This is a genomic window from Marinomonas sp. FW-1 (assembly GCF_005222245.1).
Taxonomy (GTDB): Bacteria; Pseudomonadota; Gammaproteobacteria; order Pseudomonadales; family Marinomonadaceae; genus Marinomonas; species Marinomonas alcarazii.
The window spans coordinates 3,250,118-3,264,765 of the sequence record NZ_CP025987.1 but is presented as its reverse complement, the minus strand read 5'-3'; the positions used below and the strand labels follow the sequence as shown (position 1 = coordinate 3,264,765).

11 protein-coding genes are annotated in these 14,648 nt (G+C 43.0%); 9 read left to right on the top strand and 2 right to left on the bottom strand.

Annotated elements, in window-relative coordinates:
- The first annotated feature begins 74 nt into the window (after window positions 1–74).
- Window positions 75–794 (top strand): 16S rRNA (uracil(1498)-N(3))-methyltransferase, encoded by a 720-nt coding sequence (locus tag C1X04_RS15140; RefSeq protein WP_137170373.1) that lies wholly within the window; start codon window positions 75–77, stop codon window positions 792–794.
- Between the two features lie 139 nt (window positions 795–933).
- Window positions 934–2,037, top strand: coding sequence for a GGDEF domain-containing protein (locus tag C1X04_RS15135; protein WP_137170372.1), 1,104 nt, complete (start codon window positions 934–936; stop codon window positions 2,035–2,037).
- Between the two features lie 73 nt (window positions 2,038–2,110).
- Here C1X04_RS15135 and C1X04_RS15130 read toward each other — a convergent pair whose 3' ends face one another.
- The gene (locus tag C1X04_RS15130; protein ID WP_137170371.1) at window positions 2,111–3,343 is read right to left on the bottom strand and encodes a sugar MFS transporter; all 1,233 of its coding nucleotides are present in this window, start codon (window positions 3,341–3,343) and stop codon (window positions 2,111–2,113) included.
- Between the two features lie 405 nt (window positions 3,344–3,748).
- Complete coding sequence (locus tag C1X04_RS15125; protein ID WP_137170370.1) at window positions 3,749–6,139, bottom strand: methyl-accepting chemotaxis protein; 2,391 nt, start codon at window positions 6,137–6,139, stop codon at window positions 3,749–3,751.
- Window positions 6,140–6,325: 186 nt separating this feature from the next.
- Between C1X04_RS15125 and recJ the strand changes: the two genes are divergently transcribed.
- The 7 genes from recJ (at window position 6,326) to C1X04_RS15090 (ending at window position 14,598) form a co-directional block, all read left to right on the top strand.
- Window positions 6,326–8,050: a single-stranded-DNA-specific exonuclease RecJ gene (gene recJ / locus C1X04_RS15120; RefSeq protein WP_137170369.1), complete on the top strand. Its 1,725-nt coding sequence runs from the start codon at window positions 6,326–6,328 to the stop codon at window positions 8,048–8,050.
- Window positions 8,051–8,185: 135 nt separating this feature from the next.
- Window positions 8,186–9,028, top strand: coding sequence for a bifunctional methylenetetrahydrofolate dehydrogenase/methenyltetrahydrofolate cyclohydrolase FolD (folD, locus tag C1X04_RS15115; protein ID WP_110576977.1), 843 nt, complete (start codon window positions 8,186–8,188; stop codon window positions 9,026–9,028).
- Window positions 9,029–9,153: 125 nt separating this feature from the next.
- On the top strand, window positions 9,154–9,744 hold the full coding sequence (locus tag C1X04_RS15110) for a UPF0149 family protein (protein ID WP_110576978.1): 591 nt from the start codon (window positions 9,154–9,156) through the stop codon (window positions 9,742–9,744).
- An 80-nt stretch (window positions 9,745–9,824) separates the two neighbouring features.
- On the top strand, window positions 9,825–11,132 hold the full coding sequence (locus tag C1X04_RS15105; protein ID WP_137170368.1) for an aminopeptidase P N-terminal domain-containing protein: 1,308 nt from the start codon (window positions 9,825–9,827) through the stop codon (window positions 11,130–11,132).
- 30 nt (window positions 11,133–11,162) lie between these two features.
- Window positions 11,163–12,359, top strand: a complete 1,197-nt coding sequence (locus C1X04_RS15100) for a UbiH/UbiF/VisC/COQ6 family ubiquinone biosynthesis hydroxylase (protein ID WP_137170367.1) — start codon at window positions 11,163–11,165, stop codon at window positions 12,357–12,359.
- A gap of 149 nt (window positions 12,360–12,508) precedes the next feature.
- Entirely contained in the window at window positions 12,509–13,333 is an 825-nt protein-coding gene (locus C1X04_RS15095; RefSeq protein ID WP_137170366.1) for an HDOD domain-containing protein, read from the top strand.
- 197 nt (window positions 13,334–13,530) lie between these two features.
- Window positions 13,531–14,598 carry a Fe(3+) ABC transporter substrate-binding protein gene (locus C1X04_RS15090; protein WP_137170365.1) on the top strand — a complete coding sequence of 356 codons (1,068 nt, stop codon included), beginning with the start codon at window positions 13,531–13,533 and terminating at the stop codon, window positions 14,596–14,598.
- Window positions 14,599–14,648 lie beyond the last annotated feature (50 nt).

The following is a 14,648-nucleotide window of genomic DNA, read 5'->3' as shown; positions in this document are numbered from 1 at the left end:
TTTAATAAGACTGATAATAACGGCCAATCAACGATTGGCCGTTTCTTTTTCCTCCATACTTTTGTGTCTTTCATATGAACATTATTTTACTCGATCCTAATAACACGCTTGCTGACGGTCTGTACGGGCTGACTCAACGCCAACAAAAGCATATTTCAAAAGTGATTAAGGCTAATCGAGGTGATGTTCTGCGGGTGGGCATGTTAAATGGAAAAATTGGTGAAGGTATTTATGAGCCGCCAAGCGAAGACAGAGCTGGCTATATTCATTCGCTCAATCTGGTTTCATTACCGCCTAAGCCTTTGCCAATGGTGTTGGTAATGGCTTTGCCAAGGCCGAATATGCTTAAGCGCACCTTGCAAAATATAACCGCGATGGGAGTAAAAAATTTATATCTTATTCATTCTGCTAAGGTGGAAAAAAGTTATTGGCAAAGCCCTGTGTTGCAGACGGAATCCATTCAGCAGTGTTTGTTAGAAGGCTTAGAGCAAGCTAAAGACACAGTCATGCCTAATTGGAGTTTGATACCTAGATTTCGTCCTTTTGTTGAGGATCAATTGCCCGCTATTTTAGAGGATAAAGTTGGGCTACTTGCACACCCTTATTTGGCTAAACCTTGTCCAATAAATATTCAGCAGCCTTGCGTTCTTGCTCTTGGTCCAGAAGGAGGATGGAACGAATTTGAGGTGAGTAAGTGGCATGAAGCTGGAATGGAATCGGTGCATCTAGGTGATCGTATATTAAAGGTTGAGACCGTTGTACCTGTTTTATTATCCCGCTTGTATCCGGCCTAATACCTTTGGTGTGGCTTATATTATTAAATGTTGTTATTTGTAACTGGGCGAGATTATTTAAGGAGGCGTTTCTTTCTTTGGTGTAGCATTGTTCTTATTAGCCGTGTGTTATCTTAAAACGCAGGGTTGGAGGGCAAGAATGACTGACTCAAATAAACAAGCCAATAATAAGATAAATAACAAAGAAAAAAGCTCCCTGCTCACTTTTTTATATGTTGGTAGCACGGCCAACGGTTTTTCAGAAGATACTCGACGTGTCTTCATTATCAATCTTTTCGCTTCTGTTGGCGTTCTATTCACATTCCCTTTAGGAATTGTTTCTATATGGCAAGGCAAAACCCTTCTTGGGAGCAGTTTGCTAGCTATCGCTGTTTTATATTCACTAAACCATATCTATTTACGGCATACCCATAATCATAAGTTATCAGGGGATTTTGTCATTTATCCTTTGTATATTTTGATGATCTACCTTGTTTATACAGGCGGTGTAAATGGGACGGGACATGTTTGGGTTTATTGTGTTCCTGCCGTTGCATTGTTTCTACATGGTATGAAAAGAGGGCTAATTGAGTTAGCTTTTTTTACCCTAGCATTAATTTTTGTTATGTATTTTATGGATAGCCGATTTTCAGAGTTTGGCTATCATGAAACGTTAAAATCGAGAATTCTTTTTTCGTTTATCGTAGTCGTTTTTCTATCGGGCATTTATGAATATTCAATGTCGCGCTTTAATCAAGAGTTGAAAGAGACGACGACAAAGCTGAAGTTATACGCCTATACCGATCCATTAACGGGACTGTTTAACAGAAGAGGGATGTTGCAACGCTTAGAGTTAAGTACTGAGAAAAGTATTTATTTGTTATTAGCAGATGTCGACTTCTTTAAACGAATTAATGATGAATATGGTCATGATGTCGGTGATTATGCGTTAACTCAATTAGCGAAAATATTTCAAGAGTCGCTACCGAAGGAAGATGATTTGGTTGCAAGGTGGGGGGGCGAAGAATTTTTGATTGCGGTTTGTGGACAGACTGAATTTGAGGTGTTTGAATTTGCTGAAACCCTGCGACAACGAGTGGCCTCTTATGAATTTTCTCATCTAGATTTGCGTTTTCATATGACTTTAAGCTTTGGGATTGCAGTAATGAATAACACGACTTCATTACGAGAAGCCATAACGTTAGCTGATAATCGCTTGTATCAAGCAAAGCGCTTGGGCAGAAACCAGACTTGTCGAGCCTAGTTTTAACTTTATCCTTACATTAAAAAACCACCCTAGGGTGGTTTTTTAGTATTTCAGGTATGTCTTTATCGATTTAGTGCTGTTTTGGTTTTGAACCAAATACACCGAAATAAGCGATGTATAGGTAACAAAAAATGGGCATGATAAATGAGATCTGCAGTCCAATAGAGTCAGCTATTAAGCCTTGAAGCATAGGGAGGATTGCGCCACCTACAATAGCTAGGCATAACAAACCGGAACCACGGCTTGTCTGCGGTCCAAGATCTTTCAGTGCAAGGCTGAAAATAGTTGGGAACATAATAGAGTTGAATAGGCCAACTAATAAGATGGACCACATAGCCACATGGCCATCGTTTAAAATGGCGCTGGTGATTAATGCTATGACCGCAAGCGCATTGATCGTTAATAGCGTTCCAGCTGATATGCGCTGCATTAAAGCTGCACCAATAAAGCGTCCTACCATTGCACCACCCCAGTAATAGGCAACGTAATGAGCGGCTTCTCCTTCAGCAAGGCCGGCAATGTTTTCTAGCCCAAAAAAGTTAACTAATAAACTGCCAATAGCCACTTCAGCGCCAACGTACATAAAGATGGCCACAGTACCTAGCACAAGATGACGATGCTTAAGAATGCTTTCGCTTGGCGTATCTGTCTCTGTGCTTTCTATGCTAGAGGGCGTTGGAAGGCTAATTCGAGTAAAAATAGCGGCTAGAGCAATCAGTAATATAGCCAAACCAATATAAGGAACAATAACGCTTTCAGCTTCTTGCGCTTTGGTCGCATATTGGCCTGCAACAGTGAACAACAGAACGCCACCAACAAGAGGGGCCACTGTTGTTCCCAAAGCGTTAAATGCTTGAGATAGAGTTAAACGGCTGGATGCTGTCTCAGTTGGACCCATAACGGTGACAAGTGGATTTGCTGCAACCTGTAGAATCGTGATGCCGGAAGCAAGGACAAACAGAGCGCTAAGAAATACGCTGTACTGCTGTGCTTTAGCTGCGGCAACAAATAGCAGGCAACCTGCTGCAGCAATCATGAGGCCAATACCAATGCCGCGTTGAAACCCTACCTTTTTTACCAAGTTACCCGCAGGAACAGAGACAATAAAATAAGCGCCAAAGAAACACATCTGAATCATCATTGCTTGTGTGTAATTAAGGTCGAACACACCTTTTAAATGCGGGATTAAAATGTCATTTAGGGAGGTGATAAAACCCCACATGAAGAACAATGAAGTAAGAGCTATCAAGGCAAAACGCTGATTTGATTGTGGCTTGTTTGCCACAGAGGTTCGATTATTCATATTTTTTCCGATGAGTTAAAACGAGAGTTGCTCAGTTTTTATCTTTAGGATATCTATCCAAATCAAAAAAGTGCGGCATCATACCATCGAAAATTTTTTTGTGGGGATGAAGTGAGGCTAAGTGAATAATTGTTCTATAAAGTTCCTTTATTGGCCTTCTATTGTAAGAAAGTCTCGCCTATTTACTGCAAATGTAACAAAGTATAACGCTATGATGTGTTTGATTTCTATACACTTTTAGACAGCTTTTAGCTAGGTGATGCAATAGCCTATTCGTGGGTGGTGATAAGAGGGGGCTATAAGTTAGTGGTATGCGCTGTTCTTTATCGTGTTGCTATTGTTGGTTGACCGACATAATGCGCTCCCCAGTCTTTGGGTTATCAATACTGGGGAGCGACACTGAAGTTATTGGTCGTTCATATTATCTATCGTGGGACGGACAAGACTCCTTCTTTCAGTTGACCAGCTGTTGTCAGTCACTTTAAAGCGGTTGATCTGTACCATAATACCTTCGGATAATTGAATGACATTTTTCCCAACGAGCGTTGAGTATTCTGTCTGCTTATTAATTTCAACAAAACTGGCTTTCATTTCATCATAATGAGAGTTGACCTCCAAAAAGTTGTTTTGTTGACTGGTGATGGCTGTCGCAATTTGTTCGACTTTGTCTGAAATAGTTTCCATAGCCATTTTAACTTGAGACAAGGATTGTGTCGCATCCTGCACGCTTTCCAGCGAGTGATCTGCGTTGGATTTGCTGTTCTCCATGCGTTTCACAACTTCTTGTGTGCCTGTTTGAATCGCTCCCACCATGCTTGCGACTTCATCGGTAGATTGGCGAGTTTTAGAGGCTAAGGAGCGAACTTCGTCAGCGACAACAGCAAATCCTCGACCTGCTTCACCAGCGCGTGCAGCTTCTATTGCTGCATTTAGCGCTAATAAGTTAGTTTGCTCAGCAATGCTGTTAATAACATCAATGATACCTGCTATCCGGTCTGTATCGCCTTTTAGTTTAGAAAGTGCATCAACGGCTTGTGTTATATCACCTGAAAGCTCTGTCATGCTGCCAGCGACTTTATTAACAACTTTGGTGCTCGAAAGAACGGTCGTGTTGCCTTGTAAAGACGCCTGATTGATCGCTTCAAGCTCTAGCTCTACCTTTTGTGTGGACTCATTGGTTTCCTGTAGGCAATCGTTTACTTTCTCGGCCTGATGTCTCTGCTGGGTGGCTGCTGATGAAAGTCGGCCGTTCACTTCAGCCATGTCTTCCGAAATAGGTTTTAGGCGTGTGACAGAAGATAAAACGGCTGAAAATGTTTTATCTATATGGCTGATAAATAAGTTAATGCCTTTAGCCAGTTCTGCCAGTTCATCATTGCTTTTGGCTGGTAATCTTTGTGTTAAGTCGCCTTCGCCTTCAGCAATGTCATGCATCAATTTGACCATGTTGTTGATAGGGCGAACAATCACTTTAGAAAGTAGTAGACCTAGAATGCCACCCACAATTAACGCAATAACAGAGACAATTGTAAGCGTTGTATAAACTGTTTTTTTAAGGTCTTCTATGGGGCTGAAGGCTTCGGATTGACTCTGTTCACTTACAATTGCCCAGTTCATGCCTTGGATTTTTAGTGGTTTAAAGGCGCTTAAAGAGGGTTCATTAAAGTAGTTCGTGTCAATAATTAAGCCTTCTTTTCCTGAGATTGCTTCATTAACGGCAGTGTCATTTATTTCTAACAGTCCAATGGTTGTATCGCGGCTCGTGATCTTATTGATTGTGTCATTGGATAGGTTTATTGCTTTTGCCTTTTCTATAAATCCTGCTTTGTTCTCTAACAGTAAGCGGTCGTTGCTGCGCATTAGCTTATTGGAGCCAACCAAATAGGTCTGTCCTGTACTTCCGAGTCCATTTTGTTGCCATTTTTGACTGTATGTCATCACAGCATCAATACGATCAATCGGCATTTGGAAAATTAATACGGCAATGATTTTTCCATCACTAAATATAGGTGACGATATAAAAGAGGCTTGTGCATTATAGGAAGGGGCGTAAGGTGCAAAATCTGTCAAATACGTTGCTTTCTTATTGCCATCTACGGCTTTGTTGAAAGCCTCAGCTAAACCTGAGTTTTTGTAAGGGCCAGTGGTTAAAGAAGTGCCAAAGTCCAATTCTTTAAAGACGCTGTAGATAACATGAGCTGTCTTGGCGTCAGCGATGAAAATGTCATAAAACCCAAACTGTTGTTGAAATTGGTGAAGCATTGGGTGAAATTCTTGGTGTATTTGATCATATGTGGTGCCATCACCTGCAGCATCCAAGCTATCTTTTTTACCCAGAGGCGCAGGGTTCTTTGCAATGTAGGTGGATTGAATGGCTTTTGCTGTTGGGCTTAATGCTGCCAATATTGAAGAAGGATTACTGGATTTCCCTAAGTTTAAGTTTTGATAGTTTTTATCGAACTCATTTTGGTAATAGTCTGCTAATTTTTTATTGGTTTCAGGGGCTGTATCGGTTGGGTAGTCATTAAAGGCATTAGAAAAAGACTTGGCAGCAGCAACGATACTGTTATTTTGGGAGAGACTGATTATTTGTTTATTTATAAACGAAAAATAGGTTTCTATCGATTGTGCAGTTAAATCTCGAGAGGTAATTAGCTGTTTTTGAGTACTTTCTTGAAGGGCTTTTGTTCCCTCATTTAGGGCGCTTTGGCTTACAATTAATCCAACTATCACTGTTGGTACTACAGCAAGTAAGGTTCCCATCATAATTAAGCGGGTTTTTATTGATAAAGCCATCTTTCATCCTAAAAGTTGTTAGTTGATACAAAGTCTATAATTATTTATAGGCTGACATTTATGGTTAAGCAAACGGATTTAGGCGTCTATGTGCATTAAATTATTGTTCTGTAAAATTGAATAGCTTGTTTGTGTTACTCTTCTTTATTTTTTTGTAACCAGTTTAGTTATTGAGTATTCATAGATATGCGAATAGAGCGTCGATCCATTCCAGCTATTACCGAAGACTTACCAGCAGAAATGCCTTCGAGTTTGCGTCGTATTTTTATGGCGCGAGGGGTGAGTTCTGGTCTAGAGCTTGATTACCGCCTACCCAATTTATTAAGACCTGATTCTTTATTTGATCTAACGACGGCGGCTAAGATTTTGGCGGATGCCATTGTGGCTGGGCAAAAGATTCTAATCGTTGGGGATTTTGATGCCGATGGTGCGACCAGTACGAGTCTTGGTATCTTGGCATTAGAAGCGATGGGTGCGATTGCGCCTGAGTATTTGGTGCCAAATCGCTTTGAGTTTGGTTATGGCCTGACGCCTGAAATTGTTGAGGTGGCAAAGCAAAGTTCCCCCAATGTTTTGGTGACGGTCGATAACGGTATTGCCAGTATTGATGGTGTTCAAGCAGCCAAAGCGTATGGTATGAAAGTCGTGGTGACAGACCACCATTTGCCCGGCGATACACTTCCTAATGCCGATGCTATTGTGAACCCAAACCATCCAAACTGTGGTTTTCCAAGCAAAAACTTAGCTGGCGTTGGGGTGATTTTCTACGTGATGTCGGCATTAAGAGCGGAGTTGAATCGTCGTAACTGGTTTGCTGATCAGCATATTCCAGAGCCGAAAATGGCAGACTATTTAGATTTGGTTGCGCTTGGTACGGTAGCCGATGTGGTGCCTTTGGATGCGAACAATCGCATTCTTGTTCAGCAAGGTATTAAGCGTATTCAAGCTGGTTTGGCGCGCCCTGGGATCCTTGTTTTATTAGAAGTAGGGCGCAGGGATTATACTCAGTTAAAGGCTTCTGACTTGGGGTTTGTCGTTGGGCCAAGGTTGAATGCTGCTGGACGGCTTGATGACATGTCGGTTGGTATTGAATGTTTGCTGGCGACTCATTCGCATCAAGCACGTCAGTATGCCCAGCAATTAGACCAGTTTAATCGCGAGCGCAAAGCCATCGAGTCTGATATGAAAGAGCAGGCAGAATTGGTGCTTGAATCTTTGTTGGACGAAGAGCAAGAGATGCCCAATGGTATGTGTTTTTATGATGCGGATTGGCACCAAGGTGTGATTGGTATCTTGGCTTCGCGTATGAAAGACAAGTGTCATCGTCCGGTTATTGCTTTTGCCCGAGTAGGCGAAGATGAGTTAAAAGGCTCTGCTCGTTCTATTCCCGGTGTACACATTCGTGATGCTCTGGATTTGTTGGCCAAACGCTATCCGCAGTTACTTAGTAAGTTTGGTGGTCATGCTATGGCCGCTGGCATGTCGATTAAAGAGTCTCATTATGAGGCTTTTCAGCTGGCATTCGATACGATTATTACGGAATGGGTAACGCCAGAGCAATTGGAGGCAACCTTGTTGACTGATGGTGCCTTATCTGCAGAAGATTTTAGTTTGAGTTTCGCAGAGCTGGTTCGTTTATCTGGTCCATGGGGGCAGATGTTTCCGGAGCCTTGTTTTGATGGTGTTTTCGATATTTTGCAGCAGCGTATTGTGGGGGAAAAACACTTGAAATTAATGGTGCGAGAACCGAGCAGTGGACTATTGTTGGATGCGATTAGTTTCTTTGTCGATTTAAGTCAATGGCCGAATGAACAAGCCACACAAGCCCGATTAGTTTATAAATTGGATGTTAATGAATTTCGTGGTCAGCGTAACCTGCAGCTGCTGGTGGATTATTTAGAGCCAGCATAGTGGCAAACAAATAGTAAAAAATAGAAGATTCGCTTTTTTGCCGAACAAATTGGTTTTGGCACTGCGTATCAAGGCAAAAGTTGAGGTATAATGCCGCTCCCTCATACATCACTCTAATTTTACTGGAGCTCATTCATGACTGCACTGGTTCTTGACGGCAAACTTTGCGCCAAAGAAACTGAAAATCGCCTACAAGCTCAAGTTTCTGAGCTTAAAGAGCGTACCGGCTGCACCCCAATTTTAGCAACAATCTTAGTGGGTGCTGACCCAGCATCAGCCACTTATGTAAAAATGAAAGGCAATGCTTGTCGTCGCGTCGGCATGGATTCTATGGCAATTGAACTGCCTGAAACGACTACAACAGAGCAGCTTTTAGAAAAAATTAATGAGCTAAATAGCAACCCAGATGTGCATGGTATATTGCTACAACATCCAGTTCCTGCACAAATTGATGAGCGTCTGTGTTTCGACGCGATTGCTGCCCATAAAGATGTGGATGGCGTGACTTGCCTTGGTTTTGGTCGTATGGCCATGAAAGAGCCCGCTTACGGCGCTGCGACCCCAGCGGGAATTATGCGCTTACTTGCAGAATACGATATTAATTTGGAAGGTAAGCACGTTGTTGTGGTAGGTCGTAGTCCAATTCTTGGAAAACCAATGGCGATGATGATGTTGAACGCCAATGCTACGGTAACAATGTGTCACTCTCGCACTCAGAATTTATCTGAATTTGTGAAGCAGGCCGATGTGGTTGTTGGTGCTGTGGGTAAACCAGAGTTGATTAAAGCCGAGTGGATTAAAGACGGTGCTGTCGTGGTTGATGCTGGTTATCACCCAGGTGGTATTGGTGATATCGAACTGGGTCCATTGAAAGATCGCGTTGCGGCCTATACGCCAGTTCCGGGTGGTGTTGGTCCAATGACCATCAATACTTTGATTCTGCAAACACTAGAATCTGGCCTGAAACAACTAGGCTAAGCAGGCTTGAAAGGTCTGAATAATAGCCCCATATTGTTGAGATAAGATCACAACATGGGACAGAAAGCCGCGCCATTAGGTGCGGCTTCTTTTTTATAAACTGAACAGTAAAAGGTTGGCATGATATGTCCACAGAAATGTTAAAAGACGCATTGGACTTCGATTTGATCGCCGATGTTTTTGTTACTGAATCTATTACTGCGTCACCCTCCGAGTTGCATGGTCAGCTTTGCGGTTATTTGGCTTCTGGCGTGACGTTGCCATTGGAAGATTGGCTTAAGATGGTGGTAGAGTTTTGTGACATTGAAGGCTGGAAAGAAGAGGCAAGTCGAGCTGTTATTGTTGAACTTTATACGGCTACGCTGACTTTGTTCCAAAACGGCGAGTTTGCACTTGTGCCAAGCATTTCAGATGAAGATGCGGAATTATGTGAACGAGGCGTTACCTTATCTCAATGGGCGCACGGATTTTTAGCGGGTTACGGATTATCTGGTCAAAAAAATGAACTGTCTGATGAAACCAAACAAATCCTACGTGACTTTGCCAATATCTCTGGTATGCAAGCGGAAATGCGTGCATTAGAAGACAACAATGACAATGAAGCGGATTTAACAGAATTAGTGGAATATGTCAGATTATCAGCGATGATGATGTACACAGAGCATCATGATATCAACCCAGATGTTGATCATACTAAACAGAGTTCTTTGCATTAAGGGTGTCGCGCTACAATGCGTCTACGCCCTATGTTATCGACAGTATTTAATGGAATGCCAATTATTAAGTGAGACCTTCTATGAAAATTGATACTCAAACTTATCAAGCACGCCGCGAACGCTTGATGCAATCTTTACCTGAAAACAGTGTGGTGGTTGTTCGAACGGGTGAACAGGCGACACGTAATAATGATTGTGAGTATGAGTTTCGCCCTCATAGTAGTTTTTTCTACTTAACAGGATTTCCTGAGCCAAGTGCCTACGCTATTATTCATGGTGATGGTGAGATGACGTTAGTCACTTTGCCAAAAGACCCTGAGCGCGAGCAATGGGATGGCTTTCGCTTTGGCAGTGAAGGCGCAATAGCGAACTTTGGTGCGAATGAAGCCGCCCCATTAGAGGAATTAGACGCTGTTGCTTTTTCTGCTCTGGACGGCGCCGAGCATGTTGTGTATCTGTTTAATGATGATGTTTTGCGCGAGAAAATTGCGGGTTGGCGTGATGCGATTGCTGCACGAGTTAGGATAGGTGCGATGGCTCCAACCAGTTTTATCGATCTCGCGCCCCAAGTTGCTGAAATGCGTTTACGTAAGGACGCAGAAGAGATTGCCATCATGGAAGCCGCCGCACAAATTAGCGTCGAAGCTCATAAGCAGGCTATGCGTGCTGTTCGTCCTGGGATGAATGAATACCAGTTAGAAGCCGAATTGAATTATGTGTTTATGAAATCCGGTGCACGCCAGCCTGCGTATAACAACATTGTGGCGTCAGGCAGCAATGCTTGTGTTTTGCACTACATTAAAAATGATGAAGAGATTCAAGCGGGCGACCTGATTTTAATTGATGCGGGGGCCGAATTGGGTTGTTATGCGGCGGACATTACTCGTACTTTTCCTGCAACAGGTAAATTTAGTGAGCCACAAGCCGCTTTATACCAAGTTGTATTAGACGCTTACCATGCAGGTATGAAAGAGCTTAATGTGGGGACGCCTTATGAAGCTTGCCATAATGCAGCGGTGCGGACACTCACTCAAGGTTTAGTGGCTCATGGTTTGTTAACGGGCGATGTGGATTTCCTGATCGAGAGCAAAGCATACAGAGACTTTTATATGCACAATACTGGGCATTGGCTAGGTCTGGATGTGCATGACTGTGGTGCTTACAAAATCGCCGGTGAATCTCGCTTATTGGAAGAAGGCATGGTGCTCACTATTGAGCCTGGCCTTTATGTTTCAGCCGATAATGAATCCGTAGATGCAAAATGGCGAGGCATAGGTATTCGTATTGAAGACGATGTGCTTATTCGTGCCGATGGCCCTTATGTTTTAACTCATGGCTTACCCAAAGAAATCGCTGACATTGAAGCTTTCATGGCTGAAAGTCGATAATCAGTATAATGACCAGACGGAGTAATAAAGATGGCTAAATCGTATGATTTGATAATAGTGGGTGCCGGCATGGTAGGTACTTTGTCTGCGATATTATTAGCCAAATCCTCTTTACGAATTGCGCTTGTTGATAAACATAACGGCGAATATCGTCTGTCGACTCCGCCAGCCTACGATGCTCGAGTGAGTGCTATTTCCAGTCAGTCTAAGGCTTTACTCGAGGCGGCAAACGTCTGGCAGGGCATTGCCCGAGATCGTATCGCCTCTTATGACAATATGGTGGTGTGGGATGGTCTTGGTGAGGGGCATGTAGATTTCAATGCCGGAGAAGCGGTGATGCCTGAGCTTGGGCATCTCGTTGAAAATGCGGTGTTGAACCAGCAGTTAATGGAGCAAGCCCGACACGCAAAGAATATCGATTTGTATTTGGGTGATACGCTAGATTCTCATGAGTTAAGCGAGTCTGGTGTGAGAGTGGAGTTAGCTTCTGGTCATGCGCTTGATGCTCAGGTGATCATTGCCGCGGATGGCGCACTATCTAAGCTGCGTATGGAAAACGCCTTTGACACAATTGAGTGGGATTATGGACACCATGCCATTGTGACCACTATTGAGATTGCTCAGCCCCATGAAAATACCGCATGGCAGAGCTTCGGCGAAGAAGGCATTTTGGCCTTTCTTCCGCTTCCGTCTGTCGAACAAAAACATTTTGTTTCTATCGTTTGGTCTGTGCCGCCACAAGAAGCAGAATCTCTTATGACGCTTGATGAAGAGACTTTTTGTCGTCGTTTGCATTACGCAATGAACAAGCGTTTTGATGTCTTAGGTATTACACAAACTCGCCAGTCTATTCCATTACGGCAGCGCCATGCTAAACAGTACGTGAAAGCAGGCTTAGCCTTAATTGGCGATGCAGCACATACAATTCATCCTTTAGCTGGACAAGGTGCGAACTTGGGCTTTGGTGATGTAAAGGCGCTGGTGGAAGTGTTAGAAAAAGCCCATCGACGTGGCGAGCACCTTGGTGCGAGTAAAGTGTTGCGTCGTTATCAGCGCGCTCGGATGTTGGATAACATTGCAATGGCGGCAGGTATGGAGTCGTTTAAACGGTTGTTTTCTACCCAGCAGCCATTCATCGTTCAGCTAAGAAATATAGGCATGAAGCGCTTTAACCAGAATGCGTCATTGAAAATGAAGTTGGTTGCTAAGGCCGCAGGATTGTCTTAGTTCTACTAAGGAATTTGCCAATGTTTGTTTCCTATGGCGAAGGTTTTTGGCTTACTTGCAAAACGCTACTTATCTCTGGTTGCAAAAAGTCGCCGCTGTTTTATTCTGCTTAAACAGATAGATAACCAACCCTTGTAAGGTGAAATGGTATGCAGGTAAAAGATCTTCTAAGGCAAACCGATAAACTTCCCAATGTTCCTGATGTCGTTCGGGAGCTCATTTTGTTACTGAATGATCCAGATGTGAATTATTCTGAATTAACAGAAAAAGTCTCCCATGATCAGACTATTTCATTGAAAGTGCTGCGTCTGGTTAACTCGGCTTATTTTGGATTATCGAGAAAAATCTCGTCAATCGATGAAGCGACGGTCTTGCTGGGGACCGAAAAATTGAAAACCTTAGTGATCGCTTCTGGTTTTGCAGGCTCTGTTGCGAAAGTAGAAGGTCTAAAACTTCCAGAGTTTTGGGCGGACTCTTTTCGAGTCGCTGAGTTGGCGCAATGGTTGGCAAAACGTACGCCGCTTGTTCAAGCCGATGAGGCCTTTACTGTTGGTATTGTTCACAATATAGGTCGTTTATTATTACACCTTACAGAACCGGCTATCGCTCAAGAAATTCAAATATTAGTGGCTAACCGAAAAGCGGGCCGAGTAAAAGCTGAGCAAGACTTACTGGGTTTTACGTCTCAGGACGCTGGAAAAGCGTTAATGGACTTATGGAAGTTTCCTCCGAGCTTAGGTCTGGCTGTGCAGTTGCACAAACGCCCGTTTGCAAATGAAGACCCTAATCCTTTGGCATGTGTGTTAAATCTAGCTTGTTATTTGAACGCTTGTATCCGCACTGAGCGAGATTACGATTTGGTGCGTGAAGGCTTTCCTATGGCAGTAGCGAAAGCGGCAGGTTTAACGGAAGGTATCGTGTATGAATTAGAAGATGCCTTGATGATTGGCGATGGGTTAAATCAACTTATTTAATATTCCTTTTATCACCTATTTATTCTATTGATGCTTGCGTTTGTTTAAAGCGATCAGGCAAATGATAATCGCTAGTGTTTAGCGTTCTGTTATGCTAATTTCTTGTCACATTTTATGTGATGCCTTTACGGGATTTTGAAATTTTTTGCTTTCCTATCCGGTAAGTGGCTGAGAATAATTAGAAGGAGAGTGGTCGTATGAGGTTATCTAACGTGCTTGATAAAAAAGGCCGAAAATCTATATTAAGTTCTGTTGGCTTTGTCACATTAGTTACGTCACTTTTTCTCCCTCTTGTGGCCCAAGCAAAGGGTGAGATTAATATTTATTCTGCTCGAAAAGAATCGCTCATCAAGCCAGTATTAGATACTTTTTCGGAAGAAAACGATGTTGTTGTGAATCTTATAACGGGTTCTGCGGATGCCTTGTTAAGTCGTTTAAAAGCAGAAGGCGATGCCAGTCCTGCGGACATGTTTATTACTGTTGATGCTGGGCGTCTACACAGAGCGAAAGCTGCTGGAGTGTTGCAGCCTATTCAAAACGACGTATTAAGTACCAATATACCAAGCCACTTACGAGATAGTGATGGCTATTGGTTTGGTTTATCACAGCGTGCACGTGTTATTTTTTATAATCCTAAAACCGTTGCCCCAAGCGAATTGTCTACTTACGAAGACCTTGCAAACTCTAAGTGGAAAGGGCGTATTTGCGTGCGTTCGTCGGCCAATATTTATAACCAATCTTTGGTGGCGTCGATGCTTGAAGCTGAAGGTCACGAGAAGACACAAGCTTGGATTAAGGGGTTGATCGCTAATTTGGCTCGCCCTCCTTTTGGTGGCGATGTCGATTTATTAAAAGCCGTTTCTGCGGGTGTATGTGATCTAACGTTAGCAAATACTTACTATTATGGTCGTCTTGGTCAGAGTGATCGCCCTGAGGATAGACGAGTTTATGACAGTGTTAAATTATTTTGGCCGAATCAAGCGGAAGGTGAGCGTGGTGCTCATGTAAACGTTAGTGGCGCAGGCATCACGGCAGCGGCAACCAATATTGAGAATGCAATACTGTTGCTGGAGTTCCTAACAAATCGTGCTTCGCAAGAATGGTATGCTCATGTAAACAATGAATACCCCGTAGTAAAAGGCGTTGGTGCCCCTGAAATGTTGGCACCGTTTGGCACCTTCCGTGCAGACACGATTTCGTTAAGCCAATTAGGTGAGAATAACCGTGAAGCTGTTGAAGTTATGGATACAGCTGGTTGGAAGTGATTTTTCTGGCGTAGGCTCTAAGTAAAGAGCGTCTTATTAAGGTTTTTTGA

Coding starts and splice junctions, on each gene's coding strand:
- C1X04_RS15140 (WP_137170373.1), top strand. CDS start 75: ATGAACATTATTTTACTCGATCCTAATAACACGCTTGCTGACGGTCTG.
- C1X04_RS15105 (WP_137170368.1), top strand. CDS start 9,825: ATGAAAATTGATACTCAAACTTATCAAGCACGCCGCGAACGCTTGATG.
- recJ (WP_137170369.1), top strand. CDS start 6,326: ATGCGAATAGAGCGTCGATCCATTCCAGCTATTACCGAAGACTTACCA.
- C1X04_RS15095 (WP_137170366.1), top strand. CDS start 12,509: ATGCAGGTAAAAGATCTTCTAAGGCAAACCGATAAACTTCCCAATGTT.
- C1X04_RS15110 (WP_110576978.1), top strand. CDS start 9,154: ATGTCCACAGAAATGTTAAAAGACGCATTGGACTTCGATTTGATCGCC.
- C1X04_RS15090 (WP_137170365.1), top strand. CDS start 13,531: ATGAGGTTATCTAACGTGCTTGATAAAAAAGGCCGAAAATCTATATTA.
- C1X04_RS15130 (WP_137170371.1), bottom strand. CDS start 3,343: ATGAATAATCGAACCTCTGTGGCAAACAAGCCACAATCAAATCAGCGT.
- C1X04_RS15100 (WP_137170367.1), top strand. CDS start 11,163: ATGGCTAAATCGTATGATTTGATAATAGTGGGTGCCGGCATGGTAGGT.
- C1X04_RS15125 (WP_137170370.1), bottom strand. CDS start 6,139: ATGGCTTTATCAATAAAAACCCGCTTAATTATGATGGGAACCTTACTT.
- folD (WP_110576977.1), top strand. CDS start 8,186: ATGACTGCACTGGTTCTTGACGGCAAACTTTGCGCCAAAGAAACTGAA.
- C1X04_RS15135 (WP_137170372.1), top strand. CDS start 934: ATGACTGACTCAAATAAACAAGCCAATAATAAGATAAATAACAAAGAA.